The organism is Cupriavidus sp. GW822-FHT03E04, from assembly GCF_058801495.1.
Genome location: NZ_JBXANI010000012.1, coordinates 1 through 16,839 on the forward strand (window position 1 = coordinate 1; position 16,839 = coordinate 16,839).

The 16,839-nt window shown below is 66.0% G+C and carries 16 protein-coding genes; 7 read left to right on the forward strand and 9 right to left on the reverse strand.

Translation table 11 applies throughout. From position 1 onward, the window contains the following. Positions 1-161: 161 nt before the first annotated feature. The 3 genes from AC1RQC_RS18275 to AC1RQC_RS18285 form a co-directional block, all read right to left on the reverse strand. Complete coding sequence (locus tag AC1RQC_RS18275) at positions 162-1,466, reverse strand: MFS transporter (RefSeq protein ID WP_492884251.1); 1,305 nt, start codon at positions 1,464-1,466, stop codon at positions 162-164. 125 nt (positions 1,467-1,591) lie between these two features. After that, entirely contained in the window at positions 1,592-1,834 is a 243-nt protein-coding gene (locus AC1RQC_RS18280) for a hypothetical protein (RefSeq protein ID WP_006162792.1), read from the reverse strand. Further along, entirely contained in the window at positions 1,827-3,263 is a 1,437-nt protein-coding gene (locus AC1RQC_RS18285) for an aldehyde dehydrogenase family protein (RefSeq protein WP_492376737.1), read from the reverse strand. The genes AC1RQC_RS18280 and AC1RQC_RS18285 overlap by 8 nt, the downstream gene beginning before the upstream one ends. Positions 3,264-3,451: 188 nt before the next feature. On the opposite strand from AC1RQC_RS18285, the gene ppa reads away from it, so the two are divergent. Both ppa and AC1RQC_RS18295 read left to right on the forward strand, forming a co-directional pair. After that, entirely contained in the window at positions 3,452-3,979 is a 528-nt protein-coding gene (ppa, locus tag AC1RQC_RS18290) for an inorganic diphosphatase (RefSeq protein ID WP_043344428.1), read from the forward strand. A 180-nt stretch (positions 3,980-4,159) separates the two neighbouring features. Beyond that, positions 4,160-4,714 carry a cytochrome b gene (locus AC1RQC_RS18295; protein ID WP_492376738.1) on the forward strand — a complete coding sequence of 185 codons (555 nt, stop codon included), beginning with the start codon at positions 4,160-4,162 and terminating at the stop codon, positions 4,712-4,714. Between the two features lie 22 nt (positions 4,715-4,736). Here the strand turns inward: AC1RQC_RS18295 and AC1RQC_RS18300 are convergent, their stop codons facing one another. Next, the gene (locus AC1RQC_RS18300; protein ID WP_492376739.1) at positions 4,737-5,996 is read right to left on the reverse strand and encodes a GNAT family N-acetyltransferase; all 1,260 of its coding nucleotides are present in this window, start codon (positions 5,994-5,996) and stop codon (positions 4,737-4,739) included. A 217-nt stretch (positions 5,997-6,213) separates the two neighbouring features. On the opposite strand from AC1RQC_RS18300, the gene glnK reads away from it, so the two are divergent. Continuing rightward, on the forward strand, positions 6,214-6,552 hold the full coding sequence (gene glnK, locus AC1RQC_RS18305; RefSeq protein WP_006162803.1) for a P-II family nitrogen regulator: 339 nt from the start codon (positions 6,214-6,216) through the stop codon (positions 6,550-6,552). Between the two features lie 98 nt (positions 6,553-6,650). Here glnK and AC1RQC_RS18310 read toward each other — a convergent pair whose 3' ends face one another. The 3 genes from AC1RQC_RS18310 to trxB all read right to left on the reverse strand — a co-directional run bounded on the left by AC1RQC_RS18310 (position 6,651) and on the right by trxB (position 9,082). Then, positions 6,651-7,292 carry a trimeric intracellular cation channel family protein gene (locus tag AC1RQC_RS18310; protein ID WP_150992623.1) on the reverse strand — a complete coding sequence of 214 codons (642 nt, stop codon included), beginning with the start codon at positions 7,290-7,292 and terminating at the stop codon, positions 6,651-6,653. Between the two features lie 13 nt (positions 7,293-7,305). Then, positions 7,306-8,001 (reverse strand): Smr/MutS family protein, encoded by a 696-nt coding sequence (locus AC1RQC_RS18315; protein ID WP_492884253.1) that lies wholly within the window; start codon positions 7,999-8,001, stop codon positions 7,306-7,308. Positions 8,002-8,134: 133 nt separating this feature from the next. Further along, positions 8,135-9,082, reverse strand: coding sequence for a thioredoxin-disulfide reductase (gene trxB, locus AC1RQC_RS18320; RefSeq protein ID WP_043344442.1), 948 nt, complete (start codon positions 9,080-9,082; stop codon positions 8,135-8,137). A 169-nt stretch (positions 9,083-9,251) separates the two neighbouring features. On the opposite strand from trxB, the gene AC1RQC_RS18325 reads away from it, so the two are divergent. The 4 genes from AC1RQC_RS18325 to AC1RQC_RS18340 all read left to right on the forward strand — a co-directional run bounded on the left by AC1RQC_RS18325 (position 9,252) and on the right by AC1RQC_RS18340 (position 14,055). After that, complete coding sequence (locus AC1RQC_RS18325; protein ID WP_492884255.1) at positions 9,252-11,576, forward strand: DNA translocase FtsK; 2,325 nt, start codon at positions 9,252-9,254, stop codon at positions 11,574-11,576. 133 nt (positions 11,577-11,709) lie between these two features. Beyond that, a complete protein-coding gene (gene lolA, locus AC1RQC_RS18330; protein ID WP_043351351.1) occupies positions 11,710-12,348 on the forward strand; it encodes an outer membrane lipoprotein chaperone LolA in 639 nt (212 codons plus the stop codon). Between the two features lie 8 nt (positions 12,349-12,356). Beyond that, positions 12,357-12,776 carry a hypothetical protein gene (locus tag AC1RQC_RS18335; protein ID WP_492376502.1) on the forward strand — a complete coding sequence of 140 codons (420 nt, stop codon included), beginning with the start codon at positions 12,357-12,359 and terminating at the stop codon, positions 12,774-12,776. 235 nt (positions 12,777-13,011) lie between these two features. Further along, on the forward strand, positions 13,012-14,055 hold the full coding sequence (locus tag AC1RQC_RS18340; protein ID WP_492376501.1) for a Fe(3+) ABC transporter substrate-binding protein: 1,044 nt from the start codon (positions 13,012-13,014) through the stop codon (positions 14,053-14,055). 84 nt (positions 14,056-14,139) lie between these two features. Here AC1RQC_RS18340 and AC1RQC_RS18345 read toward each other — a convergent pair whose 3' ends face one another. Then, positions 14,140-14,820, reverse strand: a complete 681-nt coding sequence (locus AC1RQC_RS18345) for a hypothetical protein (protein ID WP_492376500.1) — start codon at positions 14,818-14,820, stop codon at positions 14,140-14,142. 233 nt (positions 14,821-15,053) lie between these two features. Next, entirely contained in the window at positions 15,054-16,706 is a 1,653-nt protein-coding gene (locus AC1RQC_RS18350) for an ABC transporter permease (RefSeq protein ID WP_492884257.1), read from the reverse strand. Between the last annotated feature and the right edge of the window lie 133 nt (positions 16,707-16,839).

Consider the following 16,839-nt stretch of genomic DNA (forward strand, 5'->3'; position numbering starts at 1 on the left):
GCTCGCTTCGCATCGCGCTTGGGTGTTTCCCGCCCCTTCGGGCGGGAAACACGGCTACCACAGTTGGTTGATCTTGCCGCTGGTTGGCTCCCCTCTCCCACTTGTGGGAGAGGGGCCGGGGGAGAGGGCGGGCATACCTTGTGGCGCCGGCCCTCGATCTCCTACTTGTTCACCATCCGCGCCGGCACCGACAGTGTCAACGCCGCACCCACCACCAGACACGCCGCCAGCAGGTACATCCCGGAGTCCGTGCTCTGCGTCAGGTCCTTCAGCCAGCCTACGGCGTAGGGGCTGATGAACCCAGCAAGATTCCCCAGCGAATTGATCAGCGCGATCCCCGCGGCCGCGCCCGTGCCAGCCAGGAAGGCCGTCGGCAGGCTCCAGAAGAGCGGTAGGGTGGTCAGGATGCCGATGGTGGCCAGCGTGAGGCCGAGCAGCGCCAGCACGGTGTTGTTGTGCCATTGCACTGACAGCACCAGGCCGACTGCGCCCAGCAGCGCGGGAACGGCGATATGCCAGCGGCGTTCGCGGGTGCGGTCGGCGCTGTAGGCCACCAGCACCATGCCGACCACCGCGCAGCCGTAGGGGATGGCGGTGAGCAGACCGATGTCCAGCGGGCTCTTCACGCCGGTCTGCTTGATGATGGTGGGCAGCCAGAAGCTCACGCCGTACAGGCCCATCACGAAGCTAAAGTAGATCGCGCTCATCAGCCACACGCGCGGGCTGGACAGCACCTTGCCGATCGGCGCATCTTCCTTGTACATGTCCTCGGCGGCGATATTGCGCTGGAGCAGGGCCTTCTCTTCGTGGCTCAGCCACTTGGCGTGGACGATGCGGTCGTCCAGGTAGGCCAGCACCACCAGCCCTACCAGCACCGACGGGATGCCTTCGAGCAGGAACATCCATTGCCAGCCGGACCAGCCGTTGCGGCCGTCGAACGATTGCATCATCCAGCCTGACAGCGGCCCACCGATCACGCCGGAGAGCGCGATTGCGGTCATGAAGAAGGTGGTGGTGCGCCCGCGCCGGTGCGACGGGTACCAGTAGGTCAGGTAGAGGATGATGCCGGGGAAGAAGCCGGCCTCGGCGATCCCCAGCAGGAAGCGCAGCACGTAGAACATGGTCGGCGTGGTGACGAACATCATCGCCGCCGAGATCACGCCCCAGGTGATCATGATCCGCGCGATCCAGATGCGCGCGCCGACCTTGTGCAGGATCACGTTGCTGGGCACTTCGAACAGGAAGTAGCCGATGAAGAAGATGCCCGCGCCGAGGCCATAGATGGTCTCGCTGAACTTCAGGTCGCCGAGCATCTGCAGCTTGGCGAAGCCGACGTTGACGCGGTCCAGGTATGCCACCACGTAGCAAAGCAAAAGGAACGGCACCAGGCGCAAGGTCACCTTGCGGTAGGTGGCGTCCTCGAACGCGGGGTCGGCGGCGCCGGAGTGTACTGCGGTTGTTGTCATGCTGTCTCCTCTTGGATCTGTAGATCTACATGGATCTATTTTTCTGGTTGCACGATACCGCTGGGTCGGCGCCGCTTGCCGCATGCGGCGCCGGAAAAAACGTCTGCTATGTCTGCGCCAATGCTTTAGTGCGAGAACGGGCCGCGGCCGCGCAGCGCGTTGGCGACCATCATCAGCGCGAGCAGGAATGGCAGCGCCACGTAGAGGCACCAGTGCACGCGGTCCCCCACGGTGTCGCCCCATTTGCGCTTGAAGACCTGCAGGCGCGGCATGGCCGAGGGGTTGGTGGCGCGTTTGTTTCTGACGTGCCACGCCATCCAGAAGAAGAAAATGGCGAAGGCGACGGACAGGAAGTTGATATTACCCATGTTGAATGGCGATGGTTTTCAGTGTGGTGAATCCGTACAGGGCTTCGAAGCCCTTCTCGCGGCCGTAGCCTGACTGCCCGCTGCCGCCAAAAGGTAGCTCTACCCCGCCGCCGGCACCGTAGTTGTTGATAAAGACCTGGCCCGCGCGCAGCTTGTGCGCCAGGCGCAGCTGGCGCGCGCCATCGCGGGTCCAGATGCCGGCGACCAGGCCATAGGGCGTGCCGTTGGCGAGCGCGATGGCTTCTGCCTCGGTGTCGAACGGCGTGGCGGCCAGCAGCGGGCCAAACACTTCCTCCTGCGCCAGCCGGTGCGTGGGCGGCACGTCGCGGAACAGCATCGGCACCTGGTAATAGCCGGACTCCGGCGCTTGCGCCACGATCTGGCCTTGCGCCATGGCGGCAATGCCGGCGTGCTGCGCATCGGAGACGAAATCCCAGACGCGCTGCTGCTGCTTGCGGTTGATCAGCGGGCCGCATTCCAGGTCCAGCTCCGACGGCCCTACGCGCAAGGACTCGAACACCGTGGCCAGGCGGTCGAGCACGGCGTTGTAAAGCGGGCGCTCCACCAGCACGCGGCTGCCGGCCGAGCAGGTCTGGCCCGCGTTTTGCACGATGCCGTTGACGATGACCGGCACCAGCGCGTCGATGTCGGCATCGGCAAAGACGATCTGGGGCGACTTGCCGCCGAGCTCCAGCGTGACCGGCACGTGGTTTTCGGCCGCCATCTGCGCGATCAGCTTGCCGGTCTGCGGCGAGCCGGTGAAGGAGATGTGGTTGACGCCGGCGTGGCGCGCCAGCGCGGCGCCGGCTTCATGGCCGTAGCCGGTGACGATGTTCAGCGCGCCCTCGGGCAGGCCGGCCTCGGCCGCCAGCTCCGCCACGCGCAGCAGCGACAGGCAGGCGTCTTCGGCGGGCTTGACCACGCAGGCATTGCCCGTGGCCAGCGCCGCGCCCACGCTGCGCCCGAAGATCTGCAGCGGGTAGTTCCACGGGATGATGTGGCCGGTCACGCCATGCGGCTCGCGCACGGTCAGCACGGTAAAGCCGGGCTGGTAGGGGATGGTCTGGCCGTGCAGCTTGTCGACCGCGCCGGCGTAGAACTCGAAGTAGCGCGCCACGGCGCGCGCGTCGGCGGTGGCCTGGCGCAGGGGCTTGCCGGTATCGCGCGCTTCCAGCGCGGCGAGCTCGGCCTCGTGCTCGATCAGCGTCAGCGCCACGCGGTTGAGCAGGCGGGAGCGCTCGGCGGGCGCCATCGCGCCCCAGGCGCCGTCGGCGGCCTGGCGCGCGGCGTGCACGGCCACGTTGATGTCGACCGCGTTGCCGCGGGCGATTTCGGCGAAAGGCTCGCCGCTGGATGGGTCGAATACCTTGATGCGCAAGCCGGAGTCCGGCGCGATCAGGCGGTTGGCAACGAAGTGCTGGGCGTGCATTGGATGGCTCCGGCTGGATGCGACTGCCAGGTTGTGGCTGGCAGTGCGCCTGTCGATGCGGCTTGCGGACAATCCGCCATTATCACTCACGGCGCGAGACGCGCAAGGCACGCGCGCGTCAGGCCTGGGTCAGCTTCGAAACGCTATAATGCCCGCCATCCTCAAACACAGGCATCTGGAGAGCAAGCATGAGCTTCAACCTCGTTTCCCCCGGCAAGGACATCCCGAACGATTTCAACGTCATCATCGAAATCTCCGCCCAGAGCGATCCGGTGAAGTACGAAGCCGACAAGGAAACCGGCCTGCTCTTCGTCGACCGTTTCATCGGCACGGGCATGCGCTACCCGGCCAACTACGGCTTCATTCCCCAGACCCTGTCGGGCGACGGCGACCCCGTCGACGTGCTGGTGCTCTCGCCGTTCCCGATCCTGGCCGGCGCAGTGGTGCGCTGCCGCGCGCTGGGCATGCTCAAGATGACCGATGAGTCCGGCGTGGATGCCAAGCTGGTCGCCGTGCCGCTGGACAAGCTGTCGCCCGCCACCGCCTTCATGAAGGGCCTGTCGGACGTGCCGCAGAACCTGCTGGACCAGATCAAGCACTTCTTTGAGAACTACAAGGCACTCGAGGCAGGCAAGTGGGTCAAGGTGGAAGGCTGGGCCGGCATTGAAGAAGCCCACAAGGAAATCACCGACGGCGTGGCGAACTACACCAAGTAAGCACCGGCATCCATGGTCAGTCATGCCTGAATCCGGCGCGTGGCTGAACCGATGCTGAATAAACCCCGCTGCGGCGGGGTTTTTTGTTGCGCCAGGCTTGATGGAAACCAAAGACGCCATGAAGCCAGTGGGTTAAGCTTCAATCACAGAACAACTCGGCAGGCAAACTGCCAATTCCCCATGTCCGCTACCTTTTCGACGCCGTCCACCATGGCACGGTATTCCGGCCCGGCGGTGTTCTTCCACTGGGCAGTGTTCCTGCTGATTGCCACCGCGTACGCCGCGATCGAGCTCAAAGGCTTTCTGCCCAAGGGCAGCGCATCCCGGGCATTGTCGATGTCGGTGCACACTTGGGCTGGCGCGCTGGTGCTCATCCTGGCGGTGCCGCGCCTGCTGTGGCGCCTGGTGCGCGGCGCGCCGGCGCCCGAGCCCGGTCCGCGCTGGATGCAGCTGCTCGGCAGTGCCATGCACCTTGTGCTCTATCTGTTCATTTTCGTGCAGCCCGTGCTGGGCCTGTTGGCCCTCAACGCCGGCGGCCACCTGCTGACGGTGCCAGGCCTTGGCATCGAGCTGCCCTCGCTGGTGGCGCAAAGCAAGGACCTGAAAGAGACCCTCGAGGACGTCCACGGCACGCTGGGCACCGCCTTCTACACGGTGATCGGGCTGCACGCCATCGCGGCGCTGTTCCACCACTACATGCTGGGCGATAACACGCTGCGGCGCATGTGGCGCTAAACGCGCGCCGGGCAAGCCGGCCCTAGCTGCGCGCAAACGGCGTGCGGTCGTTCAGCTCGTCCAGGTAGGCGTCGATGCCCTGGCGCTCGCGCACCAGGAAACGCTCCACGGCATCGGCAAAGGACGGGTGCGCCAGCCAGTGGGCAGAGCGGGTCGCCACGGGCAGAAAGCCTCGCGCCATCTTGTGCTCGCCCTGGGCGCCACCTTCGAAGGTGCGGATGCCCTGGGCTATGCAAAACTCCAGCGGCTGGTAGTAAGCCGTCTCGAAATGCAGGCAGGGGTGGTGCTCAAGCGCGCCCCAGTAGCGCCCGAACAGGGTGCTGCGCGCCGGGTCGTCGTCATAGACCACCAGGGACGCGGCAATCGGCTGGCCGGCACGCTCGGCGACCACCAGCAGCAGGTTCTCCGGCATGGCGGCGCCGATGCGCTGGAAGAAATCCAGGTTCAGGTAGGGCGTGGAATGATGCTCGCGGTACGTTTGCCGGTAGCAGCGGTTGAAAAAGCGCCATTGCGCCTCGTCGATCTCGGGCCCGCGCAACTGGCGGAAGGTGATGCCGGCGTCGGCCACGCGGCGCCGTTCGGCGCGGATGTTCTTGCGTTTCTTTTGCGAGAGCGTGGCCAGGAACGCTTCGAAGCTCTCATAGCCCGGGTTGGTCCAGTGGAACTGCACGCCGTGGCGCATCAGCATGCCGGCGTCTTCCATCAGCGCGGCCTCGTGCTCGTCGGGAAACAGCACGTGCAGGGAGGACAACTGGCTTTGTTCCGCCACCGCCAGCGCACATTGCAGCAGGCAGCGGCGCGCGTCTTCGTCCTCGGCCAGCAGCCGCGCACCCTGCACGGGCGTGAAGGGAACCGCGGACAGCAGCTTGGGGTAGTAGGGCAGGCGATGCTGCGCGTAGGCGTCGGCCCAGGCCCAGTCGAACACGTATTCCCCATAAGAGTGCGACTTCGCGTACAGCGGCATGGCCGCCGCCAGGCGCTCGCCACCCTCGGCGCGCCGCGCCCATAGCGTCAGGTAGCGCGGACTCCAGCCGGTCTCGTCGCAGGCGCTGCCACTGGCATGCATGGCGTGCAGGAAGGCGTGGCGCAGGAACGGCGTGGCCCCGGGCTGGGCCGCCACCAGGGCGTCCCACTCGGCCTCGGGCAGCTCGGACAGATCGAAAACGATCTGCGTGCGATAATTCTCCACCCGCTCGTGTTCCTGCCGGCCTTGTGCCGCAGCCGCCCCCGGGGTGGCCGCGTCAGGCTGGTCGGAGCCGGGCTTGAAAGATTCAGACTGCATTGCGCTAGATTTGCTCATCATCGGCGCTGCCCTCGGGCGGCGCCCTTGTTCCGGCATGGCTGCTTTGGCTGCTATGGCTGATCACGCCGCGCCCGCGCAGATGCGGGCGCGGCGACGGTTGAGTCTACCGGAAATGGCGCGGTGCGGCAGGCCACATCCCGCGGCTGGCAGGCAGGCTAAAATCTCTCACTAACCAACGACTATATAAGGGGCCAATATGAAGCAGATTACCGCCATCATCAAACCGTTCAAGCTGGACGAAGTGCGCGAGGCGCTGGCTGACGTCGGCGTGACCGGCCTGACGGTAACCGAGGTGAAGGGCTTTGGCCGCCAGAAGGGGCATACCGAGCTGTATCGCGGCGCTGAGTACGTGGTCGACTTCCTGCCCAAGATCAAGATCGAGGTCGTGGTTGCCGAGAACCAGCTCGACACCGTGCTGGACGCCATCGTCAAGGCAGCGCACACCGGCAAGATCGGCGACGGCAAGATCTTCGTGACCGAGATCGAGCGCGTGATCCGCATCCGCACCGGCGAGCAGGACGAAGCCGCCGTTTAAGCATTCGGGCGCTCAGGCTTTTTTAGCGTTCAAGCGCCGGCGGGCAATCCTGGCGATCCCACGGGAGGGGGCGCCTGGATTGCCGCTGTTGTTGTCGCCTAGCTCGGCAACTTCCAGCCGAAACGCACGCACAGCAGGCGCGCCGCCGTGATGGTGATGGCGCCCGCCAGCAGGGCCAGTTCCTGCTCGGCCTGCAGCCAGGTCAGGCCAACATAGACACAGCAGCCGACGAAGGCACAGGTGGCATAGGGCGAGCGGTCACGCAGGATCATCGGCACCTCGTTGCACAACACGTCGCGTACCACGCCACCGAACACCGAAGAGATGATGCCCATCATGACCGCCACGGTCGGGGTCATCTGCGCCACCAGCGCGAGCGATGTACCGGTGACCGAAAACAGCCCCAGGCCGATCGCATCGGCCGTGATCATGGTGCGCTCGGATGCCACCCGGCTGACCACCCGCAGCACGAACGACGCGCCGAGCGACATCACGAAGATCAAGATCACATAGCCTTCGTGGTCGACCCAGTAGAAGGGGCGGCGGTCCAGCAATACGTCGCGCACCGTGCCGCCGCCGAAGGCGGTGGCGAACGCTACCACGAAGGTGCCCACGGCATCGAAGCGCTGCTTGCGCGCATCGACCACGCCGGACACGGCAAAGGCGAGCACGCCCACCACTTCCATGACATGCAGGATCAGGGGCAACCGCCCCATCAGGAGATCGAGCGGCAAATGCATCGTGCGCGCCGTCTCAGGCGTGCGGCTGGCGCAGCAGCACCATCAGCGCGCCGGCACCGCCCTCGGCGCCGCGTGCCTGCACGAAGGCCAGCACTTCTTCCTTCTGTACCAGCCAGCTGCGCACCTTGCCCTTGAGCACGGGCGTCTTGTCCGGCGAGCCGTTGCCCTTGCCGTGGATCACGCGCACGCAACGCACGCCACGCTTGACCGAGCGCCGCACGAACTCGGCCAATGCCTCGCGCGCTTCTTCGCTGCGCAGGCCGTGCAGGTCGATCTTGTCCTGGGGCACCCATTCGCCGCGGCGCAGCTTCTTGACCACGTCCATGCCGATGCCGGGGCGGCGGAACGACAGGGTTTCGTCGGTATCGAGCAGGTTCTCGACGTCGAACTCGTCGGAAAGCGACGCGGCCAGCACGGCTTTGTCGTCCAGCTGGGTTTGCACCGGCACGGGCGCCGGATGGCGAGGCGCGGGAGTGACGCGGTTGCGGTCGCGCAGGGTGTTGACGTTGCCAACGCTGCTGCGGAATACGTCGGCTTCTTCGCGGGCGCGCTGCGCGGCTTCGTCCGCCGCGCGGCGCTCGGCTTCGCGCCGCTCCGTGTTGGCCTTGAGGGAGTCGCGCAAGCCGGACAGGTCGGTCAGGCCGAAACGCTTGGGCGGGTTGGCGGCGGGGGTGGCAGGTTTGGTGGGCTTTCTGGCGCCGTGCGTCATGGCGAGTCTCCGGGGTGCTCGGCGTGATTATAGGGTGGCAGGGCGGGGCGCGGCTGGTGCGGGCGGCGGCATCACCGGCTTGAAAAAGACAAAGGCCGGGCAAGCCCGGCCTGAGCCTTCAGTCTTTATCTCTTTACTGCAGGGCTTCCACGTAGCGCTGTGCATCCAGGGCTGCCATGCAGCCCGTGCCGGCGCTGGTGATCGCCTGGCGATAGATGTGGTCCTGCACATCGCCGGCTGCGAACACGCCCGGGATGCTGGTGGCCGTGGCATCGCCGGCCAGGCCGCTCTTGGTGACGATATAGCCGTTGTGCATCTCGAGCTGGCCTTCGAACAGTTCGGTGTTCGGCTTGTGCCCGATGGCCACGAACACGCCCGCCAGCTTGAGGTCTTCGACCGTGCCGGTGTTCACGTTGCGCACCTTCAGGCCCGTCACGCCGGAGTCGTCGCCGGTCACTTCTTCCAGCACGGAGTTCCAGCGGATTTCCACGCGGCCTTCCTTCTCGCGCTGCAGCAGGCGGTCGACCAGGATCGGCTCGGCGCGGAACTTGTCGCGGCGATGCAGCACGGTCACCTTGCTGGCGATCTGGGACAGGTAGAGGGCTTCTTCCACCGCGGTGTTGCCGCCGCCGACCACGGCCACTTCCTGGTTCTTGTAGAAGAAACCGTCGCAGGTGGCGCAGGCCGACACGCCGCGGCCCATGAACAGCTCTTCCGACGGCAGGCCAAGGTACTGGGCCGAGGCGCCGGTGGCGATGATCAGCGAATCGCAGGTGTATTCACCGGCATCGCCCACCAGGCGGATCGGGCGTTCGGTCAGCTTGGCGGTATGGATGTGATCGAAGATGATTTCGGTGTTGAAGCGTTCGGCATGCTCCAGGAAGCGCTGCATCAGTTCCGGGCCTTGCACGCCGTTGGCGTCGGCGGGCCAGTTTTCCACGTCGGTGGTGGTCATCAGCTGGCCACCCTGGGCCAGGCCGGTGATCAGCACCGGCTGCAGGTTGGCGCGGGCCGCATAGACGGCGGCGGTATAGCCGGCGGGGCCGGAACCGAGAATCAGCACTTTTGCGTGTTTGGCCATGATGCTTTCCTATGGCTGGTGCGCCTTGATGCGCACTAGCATGAATCGAAACCAGCATTATAAGTGGACCGGCGTTTGCTCACTGTTGCAAATTCCAATGGGAACGATAGCCCTGGCCAAGGTTAAAATGGCCGGCACACCCTCTTCAGTTGGCAACCCAGATCCAGGCATGGCCCGAGCTACTACCACAACACGTACTGATCCTTCCGCGCTGCCCTCGCGCATCGGCAAGCTGCTGGGCGAAGTGCGCTGGTTCCTGTTGCTGGCGGTCACACTGGCCTTCGTCTGCATCCTGGCCAGCTACAGCAAGGCGGATCCGGGCTGGTCGCACGCCAACCAGGTGGCCGACATCCACAACCTCGGCGGCCGCGTGGGCGCCTGGATGGCCGATGTGCTGTTCTTTATCTTCGGCTTCTCCGCCTACTGGTGGGCGGTGTTGCTGGTGCGCCGCTGCTGGCGCGGCTGGCGTGCGCTGACCGCCGAGCTGCCCGAGCGCAACGGCGAGGCACGGCAGGGTCTGGTGGTGAGCTGGATCGGCTTTGGCCTGTCGCTGACCGCCAGCATGGGCCTGGAGGCCATCCGCATGTATCCGCTGCGCGCCGCGCTGCCACGCGCCCCGGGTGGCGTGCTGGGCGACCTGCTCGGTAGCTGGATGCAGATGGCGCTGGGCTTCACCGGCGCCACGCTGCTGCTCTTGCTGACGCTGGCCATCGGCCTGTCGCTGTTCTTCCATTTCTCGTGGCTGTCGGTGGCCGAGCACGTGGGCGGCTTCGTCGAGACGCTCTTCCTCGGCTTCAAGGCGCGCCGCGAAAGCAAGCAGGATCGCATCATCGGCGAGGCGGCCAAGGTCGTGCGCACCGAAACCGTGGAAGTGCAGCGGGTCAAGATCGAGGAGGCCACGCCGGTGCAGATCGTGCGGCCCCAGGCGGTGCCCAAGCACGAACGCGTGGAGCGCGAGAAGCAGCAGCCGCTGTTCGCCGATATCCAGGACTCCGACCTGCCGCCGCTGGCGCTGCTGGACCCCATCCCCACGCACCAGGAAACCGTCAGCGCCGAAACGCTGGAATTCACCTCGCGCCTGATCGAGAAGAAGCTCAAGGATTTCGGTGTCGAGGTCAAGGTGGTGGCGGCCTACCCGGGCCCGGTCATCACCCGCTACGAAATCGAGCCGGCCACCGGCGTCAAGGGCAGCCAGGTGGTCAACCTGGCGCGTGACCTGGCGCGTTCGCTGTCGCTGGTTTCCATTCGCGTGGTGGAAACTATCCCCGGCAAGATCTACATGGGGCTGGAACTGCCCAACCCCAAGCGCCAGACGGTGCGGCTGTCCGAGATCCTCGGCTCGCAGGTCTACAACGAGAGCGCGTCCAACCTCACGATGGCGCTGGGCAAGGACATCGCCGGCAAGCCCATGGTGGCGGATCTGGCCAAGATGCCGCACTGCATGGTGGCGGGTACCACCGGCTCCGGCAAGTCGGTTGGCATCAACGCCATGATCCTGTCGCTGCTCTACAAGGCCAAGGCCGAGCAGGTGCGGCTGATCCTGATCGACCCCAAGATGCTGGAGATGAGTGTCTACGAAGGCATCCCGCATCTGCTGTGCCCAGTGGTGACCGACATGCGCCAGGCCGGCAACGCCCTGAACTGGGCGGTCGGCGAGATGGAGCGGCGCTACAAGCTGATGAGCAAGCTGGGCGTGCGCAACCTGGCCGGCTACAACAAGAAGATCGACGAAGCCGCCTCGCGCGAGGAGAAGCTTCCCAACCCGTTCAGCCTGACCCCGGACGCGCCCGAGCCGCTCGAGAAGCTGCCGATGATCGTGATTGTGATCGACGAGCTGGCCGACCTGATGATGGTGGTGGGCAAGAAGGTGGAAGAGCTGATCGCGCGCATCGCGCAGAAGGCCCGCGCCGCCGGCATCCACCTGGTGCTGGCCACGCAGCGTCCGTCGGTCGACGTGATCACTGGCCTGATCAAGGCCAACGTGCCGACCCGCATCGCCTTCCAGGTCAGCAGCAAGATCGATTCGCGCACCATCCTCGACCAGCAGGGCGCGGAGGCGTTGCTCGGCATGGGCGATATGCTCTACCTGGCGCCGGGCACCGGCGTGCCGATCCGCGTCCACGGCGCCTTTGTCTCCGACGATGAAGTGCACCGCGTGGTCGAAAAGCTCAAGGAAGGCGGCGAGACCAACTACATCGAGGGCATCCTCGAAGGCGGCGTGGCCGAGGGCGACCTGGGCAGCGATGGCATGGGCGGTGGCGCTGGCATTGGCGGCGGCGGCGAGGCCGATCCGCTCTACGACCAGGCTGTCGACGTGGTGCTGAAGAACCGCCGCGCCTCGATCTCCCTGGTGCAGCGCCACCTGCGCATCGGCTATAACCGTGCCGCGCGGCTGCTGGAGGACATGGAAAAGGCTGGTCTGGTTTCCGCCATGTCGGGCAACGGCAATCGCGACATCCTGGCCCCGGCAGGCACCGCCCGCGAGGAAGAATAAGCTGCCGCGCGTAACATGCCGTTACGTGCGAAGCACATCGTTGCGGAATCCGGCGCCCGCGCGCCGCTCTAACCGGACAGGCAGTGCAGCCGCCCCGGCGGTGCGCACCCTCCAACCCAGCAAGGACAACACCATGCGAATCCGCATTCTCGCGTCGGCATGCGCCGCGGCGGCCATGCTGTCGCTGACAGCGACGGCGGCCATGGCGGCCGGCACCGACCAGCTCCAGGCCTTTGTGGCGGGCGTGAAGAGCGCCAAGGGCGAATTTACCCAGCGCCAGGTCAAGGGGCAGGGCGATAGCCTCAAGGTGGCCGGCACCTCCAGCGGCACCTTCGCTTTTTCGCGCCCTGGCAAGTTCACCTGGCGCTACGTCAAGCCGTACGACCAGTTGCTGCAGGCCGACGGCCAGACGCTCTACATCTACGACAAGGACCTCAACCAGGTCACCGAGCGCAAGCTCGATGGCGCCCTGGGGTCCAGCCCCGCCGCGATCCTGTTCGGCAGCAATGACTTGGAAAAGAACTTTGTCGTGAAGAACGGCCCCACGCGCGACGGCGTGGAGTGGCTTGAGCTCACGCCGAGAGCCAAGGACACGCAGTTCGAGCGCATCGGCATCGGCTTCAAGAGCGGCAACCTGGAAGCGATGGAGTTGCGCGATGCCTTCGGCAACACGACGCTCCTGACCTTCAGCGCGATGCAGAAGAATCCCGTGCTGCCGGCCGACACCTTCCGGTTTGCGGTGCCCAAGGGCGCCGACGTGCTCAAGCAATGAGGCGCGCCATGATTCCCGCATTCCTGACCCGGCCGGCCTGGCGCCGTTGCGGTGCCATTGCCGGCATTGCCGCCGCTGCGTTGCTGGCCGCCTGCGCCAGCCCCGGCGCTAGCAAGCAGTTCGACGTGGATGCCTTCCTGCGCGCCTCCGATACGGCGCTGCCGGAAGTGCTTGCCAATCCGGATTTTCTCTCCGCCACGCAGGCCAGTGCCAACGATTGCGCTGTGCTGCTGCAGTCGGTCAACAGCGGCGTGCTGGAAGGGCTGCCGCCCACCGGCAGTGGACATGGGCCAGCCTGGCTGCTGCATCCGGCCGGCGCCCCGGCCAAGGTGTGGCTGGTGGTCAGCAAGACCGGCGGCGAGCGGACCTGCCATGGGCCGCTGCCTGCCGATGCCATGAAGGCATTGGTGGAACGCGCCAGTACCTGAATGTGATGCACGGATAACGCCGGGCGCAATCGAAGACCCGGCGGTATCTGTTATCCCGGTCGGCGTTTCAGCGTCTCAATCCGCACTTTACCTCTCCAGGCTTACCACGAGAAAAATGACAGCGTTGTAACTTGACTGCTGAAACGGGAATGATTATTGTTTCCAGATTGTCTTGTCGAGGATGCATGCGTCGCATCGTCTGGACGGCATACAACAATCATCGAAGAGGAGAGTCATGACCGTATTCCGCCGCTTGCTGCCGCGCACCTCAGCGCTCGCCGCGCTCGCTGTTCTGGCACTGCCGCTCGCCGCGTCCGCCCAGGAAAAGGTGCTGAACCTCTACACCGCACGCCACTACCAGACCGACGAAGCGCTCTACGCCAACTTCACCAAGCAGACCGGCATCAAGATCAACCGCATCGAGGGCCAGGAAGACCCGCTGCTGGAGCGCATCAGGAGCGAGGGCGCCAATAGCCCGGCAGATGTATTTATCACCGTCGACATCGGCCGGCTGTGGCGGGCCCAGCAGGCGGGCGTGTTCGCGCCGCTCAAGTCGAGCGTGCTGGAGTCGCGCATTCCCGCCAACTACCGCGACCCGAACGGCGACTGGTTCGGCTTCTCGGCGCGGGCTCGCGTAATTGCCTACAACAAGGCCGCGGTCAAGCCCGGCGACATCAAGACCTACGAAGATCTCGCCGATCCCAAATGGAAGGGCAAGCTGTGCATCCGCTCCAGCGGCCACGTGTACAACCTGTCGCTGATGTCCAGCCTGATCGCCCATGACGGCGAGGCCAAGACCGAGCAATGGACGCGCGGCGTGGTGGCCAACCTGGCGCGCGCGCCCAAGGGCGGCGATACCGACCAGCTCAAGGCCGTGGCGGCAGGCGAGTGCGATATCGCGGTGGCCAACACCTACTACATCGCGCGCATCCTCAAGTCGACCAAGCCCGAGGACAAGGCCGTGGCGGAGAAGCTCGGCGTGCTGTGGCCCAACCAGGCCAGCCAGGGCGTGCACATGAACATCTCCGGCGGCGGCATGCTCAAGCATGCGCCCAACAAGGCGTCCGCGCGCGCGTTCCTGGAGTACCTGGCCAGCGATGACGCGCAGCGCTATTTTGCCGATGGCAACAATGAGTGGCCGGTGGTGGAGAGCGTGAAGATCAGCAATCCGGCGCTGGAAGCGCTGGGCAGCTTCAAGGCGGACAAGATCAACGTGGCCGAACTAGGCAAGCACCAGCCGCAAGCGCAGAAGCTGGCGGACAAGGCTGGCTACAAGTAAGAAAGCAAGTAAGAAAGCAAGAAGGCGCCAGCGCGGCCTGGCTGGCGGGACGGGGATGGCGGCGCGAGCCGCCATTTCCTATTTCTATGGCTTGGGCACGGGCCTGGCTTTGGGCCCTGGCCCCTTGGCGGCGTTGCTCTCGCTGCCTTCGCCAGGTTCAAGGCGCCGGAACTTCAGCTTTGCGCCGCGCTCCCTGTGCTTCTCGAAGGTCACCTTCAACTGCTCGCGCCGCTTTTTGTGCGAGTGGCCCAGCGTGCCAGCCGCGTATGGCAGCTTGGCCACCACCTTGCCCGCGGTCTGGCGCGCCAGCAGTACGTCCAGCGCTTGCCGCGCGCGTACCTGGGCGTGTAGCAGCGCGTCCGAAGGATTGGCCTTGGCGCGGTTCAAGTCGTAAGGCAACATGACCGGCCCGGCAAGCTGGCGCAGCGCCGCGCGGATGTGCGGGCTGTCCAGCCCGGCCTCATGGAGCACCCATGCTGCGTCATGGCGCAGCCATGGCTCCGGGTCGCCGAGCTTGCGCAGCAGGGCAAGCGAGATATCGGCCTGCCGGTAGCCGTGCGCGCGCCTTACCGCGTTGAGCGCAATGCGCCTCACATGGAAATTCTCGTGATCGAACAGGTCCGCCACCAGGCGCTCGACCATGCCAGGCTTTTCCAGCTGCTCAGCCAGTTGGCCCGCCAGGGCGATTTCCTCGACGGCGCTGATCCGGTCTTGCAGGGTCAGCCGGTTCAGCTTGAACACGAGCATGCGGTAACGAAGCTGCATAACACTCTCTGAAGACGCTGCGAACAAGTGCCGGGCAAGGATTGCCACCGGCACAGTCATGATCGGCGCGAAGCACGCCAGCGGCGGGGGCAGGCCGCCTGGCACGCGCGAGAACGGGGCGGCGAGCCGGGGAACAGCTTCGGATTAGTGAGATATCGGCAATACGTTGAAGAACTTTAGTTGAAGAACTTTAGGAAACCTCGCGGCCTGTTTCCGCGGGCGACCCGAGTGTGCTATTCCCGCGCATCCCGCCGTATCGAACGTGACAGCAGGATCACCGGCAGCAGGCCCACCGCCACGATCACCAGCGATGCCGTGGCGGCTTCGGCCAGGCGCTCGTCCGAGGCCAGGTTGTAGGCCTGCACGGCCAGTGTGTCGAAGTTGAACGGCCGCATCACAAAGGTGGCGGGCAGCTCTTTCATGACGTCGACGAAGACGATCAACGCTGCGGTCAGCAGGCTGCCGCGCAACATTGGCAGGTGCACGCGCCGCAACGTGGCGCCGGGGCCGTGGCCCAGGCTGCGCGCCGCCGCGTCCATGCCCGGCGTGATCTTGACCAGGCCGGCGTTGACGGTTTGCAGCGCCACGCCCAGAAAGCGCACCAGGTAGGCATAGACCAGTGCGGCAATGCCGCCGGTCAGCAGGAGTCCGGTCGACCATCCCAGATGCTGCTGCAGCCATGCCGACATGGCATTGTCCAGCCGCGCCACCGGCACCAGCACGCCGACCGCCACCACCGAGCCGGGCAGGGCATAGCCCATGCCGCACACCCGCGTCAGCGCGCGCAGCAGCCAGCCCCGGCCCGCGGCCATGCTGCGCCCGGCATAGCCGATCACCAGCGCGGCCAGCACCGCGATCAGCGCGGTCACGCTGGCCAGCAGGAAGCTGTTGCGCACCAGGCCGATAAAGCGCGGGCCGAACTGCGCGTCGCCTTCGGCCAGCGCCATCTTGCACAGCATCAGCGCCGGGATGGCAAAGCCCAGCAGCACCGGCACCACGCATACCAGCAGCGCCAGCGCGGCGCGCCAGCCATGCAGCCGGTAAGCCGGCGCGCGGCGCTGGCCACCATGCACGCGGGCACGGCCCCGGCTGGCGCGCTCGACCAGCAGGATGCCGATCACGAATACCAGCATGCAGGCCGACAACTGCGCGGCCGCGTTCTTGTCGCCCAGCGAGAACCACGCGCGGTAGATGCCCGTGGAAAACGTCGGGATGCCGAAGTAGGCCATCGTGCCGAAATCGGCCAGCGTCTCCATCAGCGCCAGCGCCGTGCCAGCCACGATGCCGGGGCGCGCCAGCGGTAGCATCACGCGCCAGACGCTGCCCCAGGTGCCATAGCCAAGCAGCCTTGCCGCTTCCAGCGTGTTCAGGGTTTGCTGCAGGAAGGCCGCGCGCGCGGTCAGGTAGACGTAGGGATAGAGCACCAGCGTGAACAACACGATGGCGCCGCCCAGCGAGCGGATATCCGGGAACCAGTACTCCCGCGCGCGCCAGCCGGTCAGCTCGCGCAGCCAGCTTTGCACCGGGCCGGCGAACTGCAGGGCATCGGTATAGGCGTAGGCGATGACATAGGCCGGCATCGCCAGCGGCAGCACCAGCGCCCATTCCAGCCAGGCCCGCCCGGCGAACCGGTAGGTGCTGACAAGCCACGCGGCGGGCACGCCCACCAGCAGCACGCCGGCGCAGACGCCGGCCAGCAGCCACAGCGTATTGCCAACGTACTCGGCCAGGACTGTGTCGGCCAGATGCCGCCAGGTGTCGCCGCTGGGCTCGAGCAGGCTGCCAGCCACCTGCGCGATCGGCAGCGCGATCAGCAGCGCGGCCAGGGCGGCAACCAAGGCTAACGGGTGCAGGCGGCGGGTACGGCTAGGGCGAAGCAGGCTCATGCGGCAGCGGCGTGGGTGTCGGTATTGGTGCGGGACAGGGTGAGGCCCGGCGGCGGGGCGCGGTCGGCAGGCCTTGGGGCAAGCCCTGCATTCTAGCAATGCGGATACGCCGGGCGACGCATACGCATGTGAC